Source organism: Biomaibacter sp. TOL (assembly GCF_059717795.1).
The window spans coordinates 3,313,303-3,330,879 of record NZ_AP046092.1; the positions used below are offsets into that span (position 1 = coordinate 3,313,303).

The 17,577-nt window shown below is 42.5% G+C and carries 14 protein-coding genes and 1 pseudogene; 12 read left to right on the plus strand and 3 right to left on the minus strand.

Annotated elements, in window-relative coordinates:
- The first annotated feature begins 88 nt into the window (after nt 1-88).
- Together purH and purD are read left to right on the plus strand one after the other, a co-directional pair.
- Entirely contained in the window at nt 89-1,672 is a 1,584-nt protein-coding gene (gene purH / locus AC6I1H_RS16250) for a bifunctional phosphoribosylaminoimidazolecarboxamide formyltransferase/IMP cyclohydrolase (RefSeq protein WP_497738562.1), read from the plus strand.
- Between the two features lie 38 nt (nt 1,673-1,710).
- The gene (purD, locus tag AC6I1H_RS16255) at nt 1,711-2,970 is read left to right on the plus strand and encodes a phosphoribosylamine--glycine ligase (RefSeq protein ID WP_497738563.1); all 1,260 of its coding nucleotides are present in this window, start codon (nt 1,711-1,713) and stop codon (nt 2,968-2,970) included.
- Between the two features lie 6 nt (nt 2,971-2,976).
- Here the strand turns inward: purD and AC6I1H_RS16260 are convergent, their stop codons facing one another.
- Both AC6I1H_RS16260 and AC6I1H_RS16265 read right to left on the minus strand, forming a co-directional pair.
- On the minus strand, nt 2,977-4,380 hold the full coding sequence (locus AC6I1H_RS16260) for a CCA tRNA nucleotidyltransferase (RefSeq protein WP_497738564.1): 1,404 nt from the start codon (nt 4,378-4,380) through the stop codon (nt 2,977-2,979).
- 60 nt (nt 4,381-4,440) lie between these two features.
- Nucleotides 4,441-4,947: a nitroreductase family protein gene (locus AC6I1H_RS16265; RefSeq protein WP_497738565.1), complete on the minus strand. Its 507-nt coding sequence runs from the start codon at nt 4,945-4,947 to the stop codon at nt 4,441-4,443.
- Nucleotides 4,948-5,259: 312 nt separating this feature from the next.
- Here AC6I1H_RS16265 and AC6I1H_RS16270 point away from each other — a divergent pair, with 312 nt between their 5' ends.
- Entirely contained in the window at nt 5,260-5,940 is a 681-nt protein-coding gene (locus tag AC6I1H_RS16270) for a DUF6391 domain-containing protein (protein WP_497738566.1), read from the plus strand.
- 47 nt (nt 5,941-5,987) lie between these two features.
- Here AC6I1H_RS16270 and trpS read toward each other — a convergent pair whose 3' ends face one another.
- Nucleotides 5,988-6,965, minus strand: a complete 978-nt coding sequence (gene trpS / locus AC6I1H_RS16275) for a tryptophan--tRNA ligase (RefSeq protein ID WP_497738567.1) — start codon at nt 6,963-6,965, stop codon at nt 5,988-5,990.
- A 163-nt stretch (nt 6,966-7,128) separates the two neighbouring features.
- Between trpS and AC6I1H_RS16280 the strand changes: the two are divergent.
- The 9 genes and pseudogenes from AC6I1H_RS16280 to AC6I1H_RS16320 form a co-directional block, all read left to right on the plus strand.
- Nucleotides 7,129-7,605: pseudogene (locus AC6I1H_RS16280) on the plus strand (ABC transporter permease); the annotation flags it as partial.
- Between the two features lie 85 nt (nt 7,606-7,690).
- A complete protein-coding gene (locus AC6I1H_RS16285) occupies nt 7,691-9,421 on the plus strand; it encodes a sensor histidine kinase (protein ID WP_497738568.1) in 1,731 nt (576 codons plus the stop codon).
- Nucleotides 9,414-10,214, plus strand: a complete 801-nt coding sequence (locus tag AC6I1H_RS16290) for a response regulator transcription factor (RefSeq protein WP_497738569.1) — start codon at nt 9,414-9,416, stop codon at nt 10,212-10,214. Before AC6I1H_RS16285 ends, AC6I1H_RS16290 begins: the two co-directional genes overlap by 8 nt.
- A 32-nt stretch (nt 10,215-10,246) precedes the next feature.
- On the plus strand, nt 10,247-11,128 hold the full coding sequence (locus AC6I1H_RS16295) for an HAD family hydrolase (protein ID WP_497738570.1): 882 nt from the start codon (nt 10,247-10,249) through the stop codon (nt 11,126-11,128).
- Between the two features lie 252 nt (nt 11,129-11,380).
- The gene (locus tag AC6I1H_RS16300) at nt 11,381-12,211 is read left to right on the plus strand and encodes an NlpC/P60 family protein (protein ID WP_497738571.1); all 831 of its coding nucleotides are present in this window, start codon (nt 11,381-11,383) and stop codon (nt 12,209-12,211) included.
- Between the two features lie 85 nt (nt 12,212-12,296).
- Nucleotides 12,297-12,587: an Asp-tRNA(Asn)/Glu-tRNA(Gln) amidotransferase subunit GatC gene (gene gatC, locus AC6I1H_RS16305; RefSeq protein WP_497738572.1), complete on the plus strand. Its 291-nt coding sequence runs from the start codon at nt 12,297-12,299 to the stop codon at nt 12,585-12,587.
- Nucleotides 12,588-12,618: 31 nt separating this feature from the next.
- Nucleotides 12,619-14,079, plus strand: a complete 1,461-nt coding sequence (gatA, locus tag AC6I1H_RS16310; RefSeq protein ID WP_497738573.1) for an Asp-tRNA(Asn)/Glu-tRNA(Gln) amidotransferase subunit GatA — start codon at nt 12,619-12,621, stop codon at nt 14,077-14,079.
- On the plus strand, nt 14,076-15,503 hold the full coding sequence (gene gatB / locus AC6I1H_RS16315; RefSeq protein WP_497738574.1) for an Asp-tRNA(Asn)/Glu-tRNA(Gln) amidotransferase subunit GatB: 1,428 nt from the start codon (nt 14,076-14,078) through the stop codon (nt 15,501-15,503). Before gatA ends, gatB begins: the two co-directional genes overlap by 4 nt.
- A 340-nt stretch (nt 15,504-15,843) precedes the next feature.
- Nucleotides 15,844-17,526 (plus strand): ABC transporter substrate-binding protein, encoded by a 1,683-nt coding sequence (locus AC6I1H_RS16320; protein WP_497738575.1) that lies wholly within the window; start codon nt 15,844-15,846, stop codon nt 17,524-17,526.
- Nucleotides 17,527-17,577: the final 51 nt, after the last annotated feature.

Genomic DNA, 17,577 nt, shown 5'->3' on the forward strand with positions numbered 1-17,577 from the left:
CAACACTGCACAAGTCGCTCGCTATAAAACCGCAGCTCAGCTTCCTGAAGTGGTGAAATGTTATACCAATATAAAAGGAGGAATTTTCATGATAAAACGAGCGCTCATCAGCGTTTCTGACAAGACGGGGCTTGTTGATTTTGCAAGAGAACTTTATAATATGGGAGTGGAGATAATTTCCACCGGCGGCTCAGCAGCAGCGCTGCAAAGTGCCGGTATAAAAGTGACGCCTGTGTCCGATGTCACCGGTTTTCCCGAGATTCTGGACGGGCGGGTAAAAACCCTCCATCCAAAAATTCACGGAGGGCTTCTGGCCCTTCGCAGCAATCATGAACATATGGAACAGATTAAAAATCTTGGCATCGAGCCAATTGATCTTGTGGCTATAAACTTATATCCATTCAAAGAGACGGTGCAAAAGACCGGCGTGACTTTTGAAGAGGCTATAGAAAATATAGATATTGGCGGCCCGTCCATGCTCCGTTCCGCTGCAAAAAACCACCGGGATGTGATAGTGATATGCGACCCGCAGGACTATTCTGCAGTGGTAGAATTTTTGAAATCGAAAGGTGACGTAGATCAAAACTACAGGAGAAAATTGGCTTTAAAGGTCTTTGAACACACTGCGCATTATGATGCCGTAATATCGGATTATTTGAGAAAAGTCGGGGATAAGGAAAATGGCGAAGAAGCGGCCGGGGAGGGAATCGAATTTCCCGAAAATCTTACTCTGGCCTTTGAGAAAGTACAGGACTTGAGGTACGGAGAAAACCCTCACCAGAAGGCGGCATTTTACAGGGAAATCGGCAGTGTATCGGGCACGTTGGCCGGGGCACGACAGCTTCACGGTAAGGAGCTTTCATTTAATAATATCAATGATGCTGATGCGGCATTAAAAGCGGTAATGGAATTCGATATGCCGGCTGCGGTGGGTGTAAAACATACCAACCCCTGCGGCGTTGCATGCGGCAGAGACATCCATGAAGCATACCTCAAGGCGTATTCAGCCGACCCGGTATCCATATTCGGCGGTATTGTGGCTTTGAACCGCCCAGTAGACAAAGCTGTTGCCGAGGAACTGGTAAAAATCTTCCTGGAAATCATCATTGCTCCGGGATATGATCCGGACGCATTGGAGATTTTAAAGACAAAAAAGAATCTGAGGCTGCTGGAAATAGACATGTCTAACATATCTTTTTCATCCGGAAAAAGAGCAGGATGGGATATGAAAAGAGTCTCCGGAGGGCTGCTGGTGCAGGATGCCGATATAATGGATTTCAGTGAAAATGATTTAAAGATTGTGACCGAAAGAGCGCCTTCCGCAAGCGAAATGCAGGATCTCTTGTTCGGCTGGAAAGTGGTAAAGCACGTGAAATCGAATGCCATCGTGCTGGCGAAAGACCTGACCACAGTCGGGATCGGAGCAGGACAGGTGAATCGCATATGGCCCACCGAGCAGAGCATAGCCCATGCCGGGGAAAAGGCGAAGGGGTCCGTACTTGCCTCGGATGCGTTTTTCCCGTTTTCCGATGTGGTTGAGGCGGCTGCCGCTGCCGGAATAACTGCAATTATCCAGCCCGGCGGCTCACTTAAAGATGAGGATTCCATAAAAGCTGCCGATAAATACGGCATTGCCATGGTATTTACCGGCGTTCGCCATTTCAGGCATTGATACATAAGTTCATAAAAAGAATGAAGGGGTGTGAGGCCTTGAAAGTTCTGGTTGTAGGCGGAGGGGGACGGGAGCACGCCATAGTATGGAAGATATCACAGAGTCCGAATGTAAGAGAGATTTTATGCGCCCCCGGCAATGCGGGCATTAAAAACATTGCCCGCTGCATAGATATACCTGCGGAAGACATCAAGACTCTGGCGGATTTTGCAGAAAAAGAGCGGATCGATTTAACGGTGGTAGGGCCTGAAGTTCCCCTTGTGCTCGGTATAGTGGATGAATTTGAAGGCCGGGGGCTCAGGATTTTCGGGCCGAGTAAGGCGGCGTCTCAAATAGAGGGCAGCAAGGTTTTCGCCAAAAAACTTATGCAAAAATATAATATTCCAACAGCAGGTTTCAGGATTTTTAACAATTCCGCAGATGCCATAAATTATATTGATGAAATTGGAGCTCCCCTGGTCATCAAAGCCGAAGGGCTGGCGGCAGGCAAGGGTGTCGTAGTGGCAAGAGAAAAGGGCGAAGCCGTATCGGCCGTAAAATCAATAATGGAAGAAAAAGTGTTTGGCAATGCAGGTTCAAGGGTGGTTATTGAAGAATTCCTGGAAGGTCCCGAAGTTACGGTGTTATCGTTTTGCGATGGCAAAACCTGTGTGCCGATGGTATCGAGCCGTGACCATAAACGGGCCTTTGACCATGATGAAGGGCCCAACACGGGAGGCATGGGTGCGGTTTCTCCGGCGTCGACTTACAGCATGGAACTTGCGGAAATAGTAGAAAAGCAAATTATCCAAAAAACCATCGATGCCATGGCCAAAGAGGGCATTCCATTCAAAGGCGTCTTATACACGGGGCTTATGCTCACGAATAAAGGGCCCAGAGTGCTGGAATACAATTGCAGGTTCGGGGACCCTGAAACCCAGGTGGTTCTGCCGAGATTGGAAACCGACCTTATCGATATTATAGAAGCCTGCCTAGATGGAACCCTTGATAAATTGAGCATACGGTGGAAAGATGACAGAGCGGTATGCGTGGTGCTGGCATCAAAAGGATATCCCGGCGCATATGAAAAAGGAAAAGCAATAAAGGGGATTTCGGAAGCGGAAAGGCAGGGAGCGATCGTATTTCATGCCGGCACTGCGGAAAAAAATGGCATGCTGGTCACATCCGGCGGACGTGTGCTGGGTGTTACAGCTCTGGGCAAAGACGAGGAAGAAGCGAGAATGAAGGCGTACAGCGCCGTCTCAAAGATAGAATTTGAAGGGATGCATTACCGCAAAGACATCGGCAAAGTGTTGTAATGCTGATTATAAATTATTTCGGGCAATTTTCAGCAGTGTTTCTCTATTGTTTATATTCGGATCTTCAATAACCTTTTCCAGGAGATAGTTTAAAATGTCTCCTATTTTTTTGCCCGGGGGAATGCCCAGCTCTCTCGAAATATCGGTGCCGTCGACGGCCAGATCTTTTACTCTGTAATCGCTGTGCTCCGGCTTTAACATCTCCAAATCGGCCAGCAGCTTTTTTAGTCCCTTTCCTATAGCCATTTCAAAGCAGCTGGCCAGCCTGTCGGCCACCCTTAAATCGATGAGGTCATAAATATTTTCCCATCCCACTTTTGATATAAGGCGGCGGGCATCGGATATCGGGGATTCCGGCGTGTAATGGAACATATGGTATTTGATTAAAAGCGCCACTTTTTTTATGGTTTTTTTATCGAAACGGAGTCTTGTCAGTATTTTTTCAGCGAGGTTTGCCGAGGCTACGTGATGTTTGGGAAATTCCAGCCCATTTTCACCATGGAAAGCGGTGCGGGGCTTTGCCACATCGTGCAGCAGGGCGGCAAGGCGCAGCGGCAGTGTGTTTCTGATAACCCTGCAGGCGGCAAGATTATGTTCCAGTACGTCAACCGGTTTGTTGAAGTGCATCATTCCCATGCCCTCCATGAGTTCGGGGATGACGTAATCCATGAGTCCGGTTATGACCAGAGTTACAAGGCCGTCAAAGGCATAGTCTCCGGTTACAAGCTTTGAAAGTTCATCCCTGATCCTTTCCCGGGAAATATCGGCCAGTTCAGGAGCCCTTGCCTTTAACGTATAGAGGGTGGAAGGCTCAATTGAGAAGCCGAGCTGAGCCTGAAAACGGGCGGCTCTCATGGCCCTCAGGGGGTCCTCCCATATCCTTTGAGTAGAGCCGGTGCACCTAATGACTTTCGCTTTGATATCTTTCACTCCGCCGAATGGGTCGATGAATTCTCCTGATACGGGGTCAAAAGCGATAGAGTTTATGGTAAAATCCCGGCGGGCAAGGTCGGTGTAAATGGTGCCGCCAAAGGTGTAATAGGGCTTTCGGCCGGGAGCATCGTTTCTGAAAGGGGTGATTTCTATTTTTATAAGATTATCAGTGTGGTTTTTAAACCCGAGCTCGAGGCCTTTGTGTTTTTGTAATTCTTGATTTCCCGAATCAATGAGTCTATCACTTTTTTCCCTTAGCACCAGCATGGTACCGAAATTCCCGTAAGGTATTGCGTCGGGGAATACGGATGCTATGTCATGCGGCAAAGCGTCGGTAGTAATATCGTAATCAAAGTTTTTACGGTCCAGAATCATATCCCGGAGCGCGCCGCCCACCACATAAGCTTTAAAACCGGCGGCATTTAACTTTTCGCATATATCGTTAATAAGAGGAGGCAATTCCAAACAATATACCATTTTTACCTCATTCACAAGATTTATATAAGCGTTGGGCCTTTGTATTAATAATTGGGTGTGTCAATCAATTCTTATAACCAGCTCATCCAAATTTTTTCTAACCTTTTTGAACTCACGGGTTTCAGGGTAGCCTATGGGTGTAAATGCTACGGGTTCCATATCTGGTCCGAGTTTTAAAACTTCTTTTGCGGCGGTTGGGTTAAAAGCGCCAATCCAGCATGTGCCAAGTCCCAGGTCCGTTGCTGCAAGTATGATATGGTCCATAACAATGGCGGCATCTATGTCACAGTAATTTTTACCGTCGCTTCTTAACCAGGCTTTATTAGGGATTGCGCAAATACCCAGCACAACTGGAGCTTTATAAAACCATTCTTTGCCGTATATCCTGCTGATTTCCTGTTGACGGCCTGCTGTATGAATTACTATGATTTTAAAAGCCTGCAGGTTGCAGGCAGTGGGTGCAAGCCTGGCCGCTTCCAGGATTTTGTTTAATTTTTCCTCCTCCACCAGGTCGGATTTATATGCGCGCACACTGTGCCTTTGCCTGATAAGGTCAAAGTATTCCATATTTTTTACCTCCTGCTATGTAATTTACTCTAGTATTAATTATAAACCATTCAGGTACAGTATTCCACTATTTCATGATAATAAAATATCTTAAAATTACTTCATAGCCAGGGGATTGTTCATGTAGAGATTTATAAACCGCCTCTATCGCATTATTTAGGGTTTATAAGCGGTTGAATATTTGTTATAATAATGAAAGATTTACTTGTAAAAGACATTGATATTACTGTATGCTTTAGCTGATGTAAATAATAACTGTTGCATAGTGATGACGGTTGATTTTTATGTAAATTTCATGAAAGGGTGAAAAAAATGCCATTTTTATTGATATTATTTATACTGCTGATGTTTTTTCCATATCTTCTTCTTCCCATACTGATTTTTTTGGGAATAGGGATATTGTTTCTGCTGCCCTATGTGCTGGTTTTTAATTCTTTTTATAATGTTATAACTATACCCTGGCAAATCCTGAAAATCGCCGTTGATAAACGCATAAGAAAAAACCACAGCCTGGAACATGCCACGGTAAACATTCTGGAAAAGCGCTACGGCAGAAACCTTCGGATCGGCGGTCTTGCATATACAAACGGTTTTTCGCTGTCGGGTCCAGACTTGCCCTCGCCGTATGAGGTAATGGATGCTGTAAGAGAAGGTCATTTCAGGATGCTCAGGGGAGAGGCAGATCTTGCCATTCATCCCAGGTGCGGCACATCCATAGCTGCAGCCAACTTTCTGTTTTCTCTGGTATTTATACTGGTGCTGTTTTTCTATAATCATCTTTCCTTATTGAATTTGATATTGGCCTTTCTGGCGGCCAACCTTCTGTCAAAGCCCTTTGGCATGACACTCCAGAAATACTTTACCACTTATCCGGATGTAGGAGACATACAAATCCTTGATATTTACGGAAAACCGGCACTTTTTGGCTTTCCTTTTGAAATTATCGTAAACCCCAACCGCACATATTTCATAAGGACTGTTTCAGGCTTATGATAATACCGGGGAAGAAGGTTGAAGCCATATTTGAGAAACGGCTTCTTTCAATACCTAAGCCCCATTTTTTGCTGCACTTTTTGTAGAGTCTTTGTGGCTATGGTTTCGGCTCGTGCCGCACCATCGGAAAGCACCCTTTTTATCTCATCTTGGGATAGGCCATAGTACTTATCCTGTATTTCCTTCAGTGTATTCACGGTGACCTCTACCAGGTCTTTTTTCAAAAGACCGTACCCCTTTCCGTCGTACTCCGCCGCTATTTCTTCGATACTCCTGCCTGTCTGGACGCTCATCAGGGTTAAAAGGTTGCTCAATCCCGGCTTTTTGTCCGGGTCGTAATAAATACTGTTTTCAGAATCGGTCACAGCTTTCATGATTTTCTTTTTTACAATCTCAGGAGTATCTAGCAGATTTATGCGCCCCATCTCATCCTCTGCGCTCTTGCTCATCTTTTTTTCTGGGTCTGAAAGGGACATTATCCTTGCTCCGACTTCGCTTATGAGAGGTTCGGGGACCACAAAGGTTTCTCCAAACCTGTTATTGAACCGCTGGGCGATATCCCGAGTCAGTTCAAGATGCTGTTTCTGATCGGCGCCTACGGGCACATAGTTTGTATCATACAGCAAGATATCCGCCGCCATTAGATCGGGATAGGTAAAAAGCCCCACGGATACGTTTTCTTTACCGGCGCTTTTATCCTTGAATTGCGTCATCCTGCTCAGTTCTCCAAAATATGTGATGCACTCCAAAAGCCACGAAAGTTCGCTGTGGGCGGGCACATGGGATTGGACGAAAAGCGTGGTTTTTGTGGGATTTAGGCCTATGGCAAGATATATGCCCGCAACTTCGATTGTTTTTCGCCTCAGCACATCGGGGTCCTGAGGAATTGTCAGGGCATGCAAATCCACCACGCAGAAAAAGCACTCGTGCGCATCCTGCAGGTCTACAAAATGCTTCATGGCACCCAGGTAATTTCCAATATGAATATCGCCTGTGGGCTGTACTCCGGAAAAAACTCTTGTCACTTATTTCAACTCCTTGCGTAAATCTTTTTATCGTTTGATATTATTATAACTATATTTTCCCTGGCATTTCAATATCATTCTATACAAAGCTTTTCGCTTTGTGAGCTTTTTCGGTATCAACCGACAAAATCCTTAGAATATTTTCATTTTCCGATGGAGGTGTTATGTTTTACCTGGTTCTGTTTTGGGTATAGCTCTTCTTTTGGCCTTTAATCACGAGCCGTTGATATTAAGCGGAACGGGGACTATAATTGTTATGTCACTTATAATAAGGCGCCTCCCTTACACCTTAAGGTCTAGCTCAGCAATACTGTATCAAATAAGTCCAAGTCTTGAAGAAGCTTCAATAAGCTTGGGTTATTCTCCGGCAAAGACATTTTTCAAAATCACGGCGAGATTGATGATGCCGGGCGTGATATCTGGAGCCATATTGAGTTGGATTACAGCTATTACCGAGCTTAGTTCATCGGTGATACTTTATACGGGTTTAACCAAAACCATGTCGGTCGCCATATATACGGAGGTAATACGAGCGAGCTACGGGACGGCGGCTGCATTATCTACAATACTTACAATAACCATAGTCATTTCCCTGCTTATATTCCTCAAGATTTCCGGTGACAAGGAAATAAAGATATAAAAATTTGTGATTGACCACCGCAGCCTTTGAATATGGTCTGTAATGATTAAAAGGTAGTTTTGTTGTACGAAGGAGACATAAGTAAATGTCTTACCTTAAACGGGATAAAAGGGAAAGTCATTTTAAAGATGAAATAAGGAAAACCTTTTTTATATATGCTTTTATCCCTATAATAGTTTTGACCCTGGTAACATATGTTTCGTTCTATTTCATATGGTCTCACATTATCAAGACTCAAAACTTGTCTTATAACAGGAATATTTCTGCAAAATTGAATGAAGCTGTTTCCTATTACAATGAAATGGCAGTGGAAATATCTCGGAATGATGAAATAAAACACGTGGTTTATGATAAAAAAGTGACAAATACACTTTATTATAAGATGTATGAGATTGCAAACAAAAAGAATCCCCGGTGTCATTTTCTAATTTTAGACAGTGCTCTAAAACCGGTTATGACCAATTTCTATTCGCTACCTTCATATTTTACCGATAAGCTCGGTTCTTTTAGAAACATGATAAGAGATCTGAATGAAAACCCGGATGATGTCTTGATAATGACTGACCATTCAATAATCCCTAAAAATGATCTGGGTGTGGTGATGATAGGGAAGGCAATAGAGTTGCATGACAAGATTGCTGGTTATGTTTTATTTGATATTTCCGGATCTGATATAGAAAAAATCTTAGGTGAACGAGCATTATGGAATGTAGTAATAACAGATAAATATAATCACATTGCCTTTACGACCAATATAAATTTTACGGATCCTATTGGAAAGCTTAATACAAAATTTATAAAAAGGCAGGGCTTTATCAGGACTGGCGATGACAGTTATTTTGTCATAAGAAATGAGATTGCTGGCGGCGTTCTGTATATATATACATTCACTGCCATTGATTTTTTGGATACTGTTTTTTTTGTGAGCGGTTCTTTTCTTATTTTAGTTTTTACAGCACTGGCTGTTTCTATGTTTTTTGTTGCAAGATACATAGCAAATAAAAAGACAGCGGTGATAGACGAAATCGTTGAAGCGATACACAATGTCCAGAACGGCAACCTTAATAGAAGGCTTTACATAAATACTAATGATGAGTTTAAAATTATAGGTGATTCATTCAACCAGATGCTGCAGGACATCAAAGAACTGATTGAATTAAACAGGGAAGAAGCAAAACAGAGTATTATCTCCGAATTAAAACAGCTGGAATCGCAGTTTAATTCTCATTTTTTATATAACACTTTGGAAACCCTGAAATATATGGTGAAATTTGATGGGGAAGCCGCATCAAAAATTATAGTCAAGCTTTCCAACCTGCTTCGCTACAGTATGAACGGCTCACTATCGAATGTGACCTTGCAGGAAGACATATCACACACAGAAAACTATTTGTTTATTCAAAGGATTCGCTTCAGCAGCAGATTTAATTATTTTGTAGATATAGACGAAAGATGCAGGGATTGCGTAGTTCCGAAACTAATAACCCAGCCGCTCATCGAAAATGCAATTCAGCACAATATGGACAGATGCGATCAACTGTCGGTAAATATAAATGCAAAATTATTAGAAGATAAACTAGTCATAACCGTACGGGATAATGGGGATGGAATTAGTGCGGAGGAATTAAATGCTATAAAAGCCATGCTCAGTAAGACTAAGAATGACACAGAGCATATTGGGCTGTATAACGTCCAAAGAAGGATAAGGCTTATGTATGGCGAAAAATACGGTTTAATGATAAAGAGCTGGAAGGGTAAGGGGACGATCGTAAAAATATTTCTTCCTTTTCAAAAAGAAGGTGACATAGATGTTTAAGATATTAATAGCTGAGGATGAAGAAATTATCAGAAAAGGTCTTGTATGTACCATAGACTGGCTTTCAATGGACTGTACCGTAGTCGCTGAAGCTTCAAACGGCATAGAGGGGTTGGAAAAAATTGAAAGATATAAGCCTGATATAGTGATTGCGGATATTAGAATGCCAAAAATGGATGGCATAGAGATGATACAGAATGCTCTCAAGAATAATGACTTTGAAAGCATCATACTGACAGGTTATTCTGAGTTTGAGTATGCCAGGAAGGCTATAACTTTAAGGGTGTTTGACTATATATTGAAACCTGTCGATGAAGAGATTTTATTAAAGACTATTGAGAAGTTAAAAATGAGTATTGAGGAAAAAAGGGTTTACAGCAGCGTTTTAAAGAAGATAAAATCAAAAAAAGAGTTAGCCTTAATTGATCTGGCGTTGTATACAGGGGAGAATATAAACTTCTATGTAAAAGAAACGTTACAGCGTATAAAGGAAAAATATAATAAAAAAATCAGTATAGAATCAATTGCTGATGAATTGGGTGTAAGTCCAAGCTATTTGAGCAGAAAGTTTAAAGAGGTGACTTCCCAAACATTTCTTGAAGTGCTCAATAAGTACAGGGTGCAAAAAGCTACTGAACTGCTGAATGCAGGTAAATATAAAATATACGAAGTTTCTTATATGGTTGGTTTCAGCGACTATAAGCAGTTTTACGGGGTATTTAAGAAATATACGGGAACTACGCCGACGGATTTTGTCAATGAGTGTGTTCCACAGATAAAATTAATAAACTGATTGCTGTTATAAAATAATGAGGAGGAAACCGAATGCAACATCATAAAGGTTATCTTATTGTATCGGATTTGGATGGGACATTGATTAATTCGAGGCAGGAAATATCAAAAAAAAACATAGAAGCAATAACCGATTATGTGAAATCAGGCGGACTTTTTACTATTTCTACTGGGAGAACAGAACTCAATGTGAAGCCATTTATAAAAGATCTTACAATTAATTGTCCTTGCATACTTTATAATGGAGCTGTAATTTACGATCTAAAAAAACAGAGTTTTATAAAAGTTACTTTTATGGATAATAAGCATTTATATGAACTGTTAAAAGAGATTTTGAAAAAATATAGAAATTTATGTTTACAGATATTTACTCAAGGTAAAATGTATGTTGTAAATAACGGTTATGTAAAAGACCCGGTGGTTATAAGAGAAAATCAGCCTTACGAAACTGTCCGTATTGATGATGTAATAGGTGAAAAATGGATAAAGTTAATGCTGTATGATACAAATGAAGTTTTAAACAGCATATACCAGTTCCTGAACAATAGCATTACATCTGGAATCATAAAAAGTGTTTTTTCTTCGCCGACTTATCTTGAACTTTTACCGTATGGTATTTCTAAGGGCAGTGCGTTATTGGATATAATGCGGATTATGAAAGTTGAGCGCGATAGGGTAATTGCTATAGGCGATTACTGCAATGACATAGAAATGATTGAAAATGCAGGTTTGGGAGTTGCCACAGCTAATGCACACCCATTGGTAAAGAATGCGGCGAATATAACTACTGTTAGCAATGATGAACATGCAATCTATCATTTGATCAATAAAGTTATTCCAGATTACGAACGGGTACTTAAAAATAGTAAAAAAACCTTATTTTTAAATAATAATCGAGTTATGTTTGGATCATGAATTGTTTGTTCCCCGACGAAGGGAACTTTTTTTATAGAATAATGGTTTAAAATCAGGAAACAGAACTATTATGAAATATTCCACTAATAAGTTTATCCATCGAATTGATGCCATTCGGTTGTATAAAATGGCGTAAAATGATAAAATTATTAAAGTTAAAGGTATGGGGATATGCTTCCTTTTCAAGGGTATTCCTCTGGGGTAGGCGGAGGAATGTCCCCATTGAAATAAAAAGTAGAAGGGGGTCGAAGAGTGAGCAGGGTAGATTTTGGGTTTATCATGCAGGAATTTTGTAATCTTGGTGAAAAACCGTACAGGATTCTGGGAGAAAGTGTGGTTACTCAGGCCAGGCTTTCGGAACCAGTCAGGATCCTCAAGGAAGAAAATAGCTGGTATTACATAGAAATGTCCGATGGATACAGAGGATGGATACACTCAAAGGATGTCGACACAATGGATGAAGATAATTGGCGAAGATGGCTGGATAGTCCGCATGTGCTGGTAACCGAAAGCTTTTCACCGATACTGTCTGTTATGGATTTAAGACCCGTAAACGGCGCAGTGATGGCTTCAATGCTGAGGCTGATCGGAGAAAATGCCGGGTATTACATCGTAGCTTTGCCCGGTGGTCAGGCGGGTTTGCTGTCAAAAAAGGCGGGATTTGTAATATCGTCTTTTGGTGAAATTCCTAAGGGAAGCTATGACAACATCATAGAAACTGGCAAGAGATTCATAGGCCTTCCTTATTTCTGGGGAGGCACCACTCCTTACGGTTTTGACTGTTCGGGATTTGTACAAACTCTCTTTTTGATGAATGGATATAGACTTCCCCGGGATGCGAACCAGCAGTTCGAGGTGGGAGAGGCAGTAGAAAAGCGCGAAGACCTGGTGAAAGGTGATGTTGTATTTTTCAGCACTTATGCGCCGGGCCCTTCCCACGTAGGCATATATATGGGAAACGGGGAATATATCCATAGTTCAGGCAAAACAGGTGTTGCCATAAACAGCTTTAACCCCGAAGCTGAAAATTACCGCGAAGACCTCGATAAAAAATACATCGGGGCGAAGCGGATTATAGGTTAGGGGACACACCTCCTTTTCTGAGGAGTGCGCCTTAGGTAGGCGGAGGAATGTCCCCATCATAAAAATTTTTAAAAGAGGTGAAATCATGAGGATTGCAAAAGAAACGGTGGAGCATGTGGCGAATCTTGCAAGGCTTTATCTTTCGGAAGAAGAAAAGGCCGAGATGACGGAAAAATTAAACTCCATCCTGGATTACATGGACAAACTCAACGAGCTCGATACCAGCGATGTAGAACCTACGGCCCACGTGATACCCATTAAAAATGTATTTCGGGAAGACGTAGTGCAGGAAAGCCTTCCGCTGGAAAAAGCGCTGGAAAATGCTCCTGACAGGGATGGAAACTTCTTCAGAGTACCTAGAATTATAGAAGAATAGCAATAAGAATATCGGATTGGAGGTTAGTGTTTTGGAATTACATAAGCTTACTATCCATGAGGCTCATGAACTTTTGAAGAAAAAAGAGATTTCTTCGGAAGAGCTCACAAAAGCTCTCTTTGAAAGGATAAAAAATGTAGATGATAAAGTAAAGGCTTTTATAACTCTTGATGAAGAAAGAGCCCTGCTTGTGAGCCGGAATATAGATAAAAAGGGTGATTTTTCACATCCTCTCACCGGAATTCCGGCAGCCGTGAAAGACAATATTTGCACAAAAGACCTAAAGACCACCTGTTCGTCGAAAATCCTCGCAAATTTTGTACCACCTTACGATGCCACCGTTTCATCAAAGTTGAAAACCCGGGATGTGGTAGTCCTGGGCAAGACCAACATGGACGAATTTGCAATGGGCTCCTCCACTGAAAACTCTGCTTTTTTTGCCACCAGAAATCCCTGGGATCTTGAACGGGTTCCGGGCGGGTCTTCAGGCGGTTCCGCAGCGGCGGTGGCTGCCGATGAGTGTATTTTTGCCATAGGGTCCGATACCGGAGGATCCATCCGTCAGCCTGCTGGCTACTGCGGTGTGGTAGGGATGAAACCAACATACGGCAGGGTATCGCGCTTTGGCCTTGTAGCATATGCTTCATCCCTGGATCAGATTGGACCTATTACGAAAGATGTCACCGACTGTGCCATTGTATTGAATGCCATTGCGGGACATGACGAAATGGACTCAACATCGGCAGATATACCCGTGCCGGATTATACCGAAAGCTTAAAACCCGACGTAAGGGGCATGAAGATAGGAATTCCAAAGGAATACATGGGTGAGGGGATTGATGCCGAGATTCGAGATGCGGTGATGGAGGCAGCCAGAACTTTTGAAAAGATGGGGGCTTTTTTTGAAGAGATTTCCCTTCCGCATACCGAGTATGCTCTGTGGGCTTATTATATCATTGCTCCGGCAGAAGCCAGTTCCAATCTTGCCCGATATGACGGTATCCGCTACGGTGTGAGGGCAAAGGAATATGATGATCTCATAGACCTTTATAAAAGGACCCGCAGCGAGGGATTCGGAGCTGAGGTAAAACGACGCATCATGCTGGGCACCTATGCTCTGAGCTCGGGCTACTATGATGCGTATTATCTAAAGGCTCAAAAGGTGAGGACATTGGTAAAAAGAGATTTCGACGAAGCCTTTAAAAAATACGATTTCATACTGGTTCCTACAGCACCTACGGTGGCCTTTAAGATAGGGGAAAACACCGATGACCCTTTGAAGATGTACATGAACGATGTGTGTACCATACCTGTGAACATGGCCGGCCTTCCGGGCATTTCTCTGCCCTGCGGCTTTTCCGGAGGAATGCCTATAGGTCTTCAGATCATAGGCAAGCCCTTTGACGAACCGACGATACTGCGGGCTGCCTATGCTTTCGAACAGGCCACCGATTTTCACAAAAATAAACCCGGCATAGAGGTGATAGAATGAATTACGAAACAGTAATAGGTCTTGAAGTGCATGTGGAGCTTTTTACAAAGTCCAAGGTGTTCTGCGGATGTTCCACGGAATTCGGTGGGGATCCCAACACCCACTGCTGCCCCGTATGTCTCGGAATGCCCGGAGTTCTTCCAGTGACGAATAAAAAAGCGGTGGAATATGCCATTAAAGCCGGCCTTGCTCTGAACTGTGAAATAGCGGGATTTTCAAAATTTGACAGAAAAAATTATTTTTACCCGGACCTGCCAAAGGCGTATCAGATTTCCCAGTATGATTTACCTATTGCAAAAAATGGATACATTGAGATAGAAGCAGGCGGGAAGACACGTCGTATCGGGATTACCAGAGTGCATCTCGAAGAAGACGCCGGCAAACTTATCCACGAAGAAGGGAAAAACAATTCTCTGGTGGATTTGAACCGCACCGGTGTGCCTTTAATAGAAATCGTATCCGAACCCGATATACGCTCTCCTGAAGAGGCGTGGCTTTATCTGAACAAATTGAAATCTATTTTGCAGTATATAGAAGTTTCCGACTGCAAGATGGAGGAAGGTTCCCTCCGGTGCGATGTGAATATTTCCATCAGGCCCGAGGGTTCGGATAAATTTGGGACAAAAGTGGAGATAAAAAACCTTGGGTCTTTCAAAGCCGTGAGGCGCAGTCTTGAATATGAGGAAAAAAGGCAGAGGGAAGTGGTTGAAGAAGGCGGCGAACTTGTTCAGGAAACGCGTCGGTGGGATGAAATAAGAGGCGTTACGGTATCTATGAGAAACAAGGAACAGGCCCATGATTATCGATATTTCCCGGACCCCGATCTTGTTCCCATGATTTTTGATAGAGATTGGATTTGCGAAATCAAAGAAAATCTCCCGGAACTGCCGGATGTGCGAAAAGAGCGATATATGAAAGAGTTCGGGCTTCCCGCCTATGATGCAGGAGTCCTCACTTCCTCCAAGGCTTTGTCCGACTTTTATGAGGAGTGCATCGCCCACTACCACGACCCCAAGACCGTCAGCAACTGGGTGATGGTTGAGATGATGGGCCTTATGAACGAAAAGGGAATGGAAATCGAGCAAATTAAATTCAAACCCGAGCAACTGACGGCAATGCTTAGCATGATAGACAAAGGCACCATCAGCGGTAAAATTGCCAAAGAAGTATTCAGGGACATGTTTGAAACCGGGAAGGACCCCGAAGTTATAGTGAAAGAAAAGGGTCTTGTACAAATATCCGATGAAAATGAGCTTGAAAAAATTGCCCAAAAAGTCATCGAGCAGAACCAAAAATCGGTTCAGGATTACAAAAACGGCAAGGAAAAAGCCATGGGATTCCTGGTAGGCCAGATGATGAAGGAAACCAGGGGAAAAGCAAATCCGCAGATGGTCAATGATATATTGAAAAAGTTACTTGGATAAATTAAAGCAATAAACAACCCCCTCTCAATAATATGAGAGGGGGTTCCATAATGCATAGGAAAGCAAAAAATACCATACCTTATGAATCGTTAAAAGAAGTGAATAATTATACAATTAAGAAAAATTATTTTAATTTATTAAAATGAAGCTTACAATAGAAGGATTTTTTAATTTATTATCGAATATTTAAATGTCTTAATAAAATTAGATACAAGATTAGAAGAGACAAGGCAGAAATATTGTTTATTTGTAAAAATGAAAGGGGGGATCGTTACAGATAGAATAAAGTAGATTTTTTTTGACCATTTTATCTTAATTCATTTTTTTGGGAGGGGATTTAATGTTCAAAAAAAGCCTTGTTTTATTAGTGGTGTTGTTACTTGTTGTTACGACTCTTGCCGGTTGCGGGCAAAAAACTACACAGCAGAGCGGCGGTGAGCAACAACAGCAAACGACTCAGCAGCCTTCAGCAGAAGCGCCCAAGAATATACTGAGAATGGCGATAATGTCCAATCCGCCGAAGCTTGATCCTGTATTTGCCACAGATACAGCCTCCTCAAGGATTATTTATCAGATATTTGAGACACTGGTAGATTACGACAAAGACGGCAATGTACAGCCGTTACTGGCCGAATCCTGGGATATTTCTTCGGATAAGAAGACCTACACTTTCCATCTCAGAAAAGGCGTACATTTCCATAAGACAATCGAGGGCAAACCTACGGCCAACGGCGGCCGCGAGGTAAAGGCCGATGACTGGGTTTGGTCGTTCAATTATATTCTCAATCCGGCAACCAACTCACCCAGGGCATACTTCCTGGACATGATTAAAGGATACAAGGATTATCAGGAAGGCAAAACCGACCATATCGCCGGTATTTCCAAGGTCGACGATTACACCCTGAAGATTGAAATAGATTATCCGTTCGCACCTTTCCTGAGCGTGCTCGCTTACAACACCTTTAACGTACTTCCCAAGGAAGACGTTGAAAAATACGGCAAAGAGCAGTTCAATTTCCATCCCGTAGGAACAGGCCCCTTCAAGTTTGAACAGTGGGTACAGGACGACAAGATTGTCCTTTCCAAAAATGAAGACTATTGGCAGAAAGACAAAGATGGAAATCAATTGCCGTATCTAGATGGCCTGGAATTCAGAGTAATAACTGACCTTGCCATGGAATGGACCGAATTCAATCTGGGAAATGTAGATCAAATAGAAGAAGTAGCGGACCCTTACTATGCAGAAGCAAAGACAAAAGCGGGTTTTCAGGAAACCGCCCAACCTGCTACTTACTACTACGGCTTTAACCTGGAAAAAGCTCCTTTCAAAGGCAACAAAGCTTTAAGACAGGCATTTAACTATGCCATAGACCGTAAGGGGCTTATCGATATGGTAAGAAATGGCAGAGCATTGCCTGCAACAGGTGTATTGCCCCCCGGTATAATGGGATATGATGAAAACATTCAGCCCAAGTATACTTTTGACCCTGAAAAGGCAAAGGCCCTTTTGAAAGAAGCAGGCTATCCTAACGGTATTAACGTGGAACTGGTTTACAATACGAGTGATACTCATAAGAGCATAGCTGAAGCATTACAAGCTCAGTTTGCAAATGTAGGCATCAATGTTTCGCTTAAAAACATTGACTGGGGCGCTTTGCTCGATGGCACAGACAAGATGGAAATTCCATTCTTCCGTATGGGCTGGGTAGCGGACTATCCTGATCCCGACAATTTCCTGTATGTGCTATTAAATTCCGCTAATCGCGGAGCCAGGGGAAACTACTCAGGATTTAACAATAAGGAATTTGATGATCTGACAAATCAGGCAAGAATAGAAACCGACCAGGCGAAGCGGGCAGAGCTATACAAGCGGGCGGAAGCAATAGCTCGTGAAGAAGCTCCATGGTTATTTATATACCATTATACGGATCACATGTTAGTGCAGGACTATGTGAAAAATGCAATAAAGCCATTTATGGGTGAATTTTCTATGAAATATACTCAAGTAAAGATAGAAAAGTAATGATTGATTTAAAAGACCTGGCTTTTCTTTCTTTTTAAAGAAAAGCCAGGT

Coding starts and splice junctions, on each gene's coding strand:
- purH (WP_497738562.1), top strand. CDS start 89: ATGATAAAACGAGCGCTCATCAGCGTTTCTGACAAGACGGGGCTTGTT.
- AC6I1H_RS16260 (WP_497738564.1), bottom strand. CDS start 4,380: ATGGTATATTGTTTGGAATTGCCTCCTCTTATTAACGATATATGCGAA.
- AC6I1H_RS16265 (WP_497738565.1), bottom strand. CDS start 4,947: ATGGAATACTTTGACCTTATCAGGCAAAGGCACAGTGTGCGCGCATAT.
- AC6I1H_RS16270 (WP_497738566.1), top strand. CDS start 5,260: ATGCCATTTTTATTGATATTATTTATACTGCTGATGTTTTTTCCATAT.
- AC6I1H_RS16285 (WP_497738568.1), top strand. CDS start 7,691: ATGTCTTACCTTAAACGGGATAAAAGGGAAAGTCATTTTAAAGATGAA.
- AC6I1H_RS16290 (WP_497738569.1), top strand. CDS start 9,414: ATGTTTAAGATATTAATAGCTGAGGATGAAGAAATTATCAGAAAAGGT.
- AC6I1H_RS16295 (WP_497738570.1), top strand. CDS start 10,247: ATGCAACATCATAAAGGTTATCTTATTGTATCGGATTTGGATGGGACA.
- gatC (WP_497738572.1), top strand. CDS start 12,297: ATGAGGATTGCAAAAGAAACGGTGGAGCATGTGGCGAATCTTGCAAGG.
- gatB (WP_497738574.1), top strand. CDS start 14,076: ATGAATTACGAAACAGTAATAGGTCTTGAAGTGCATGTGGAGCTTTTT.
- AC6I1H_RS16320 (WP_497738575.1), top strand. CDS start 15,844: ATGTTCAAAAAAAGCCTTGTTTTATTAGTGGTGTTGTTACTTGTTGTT.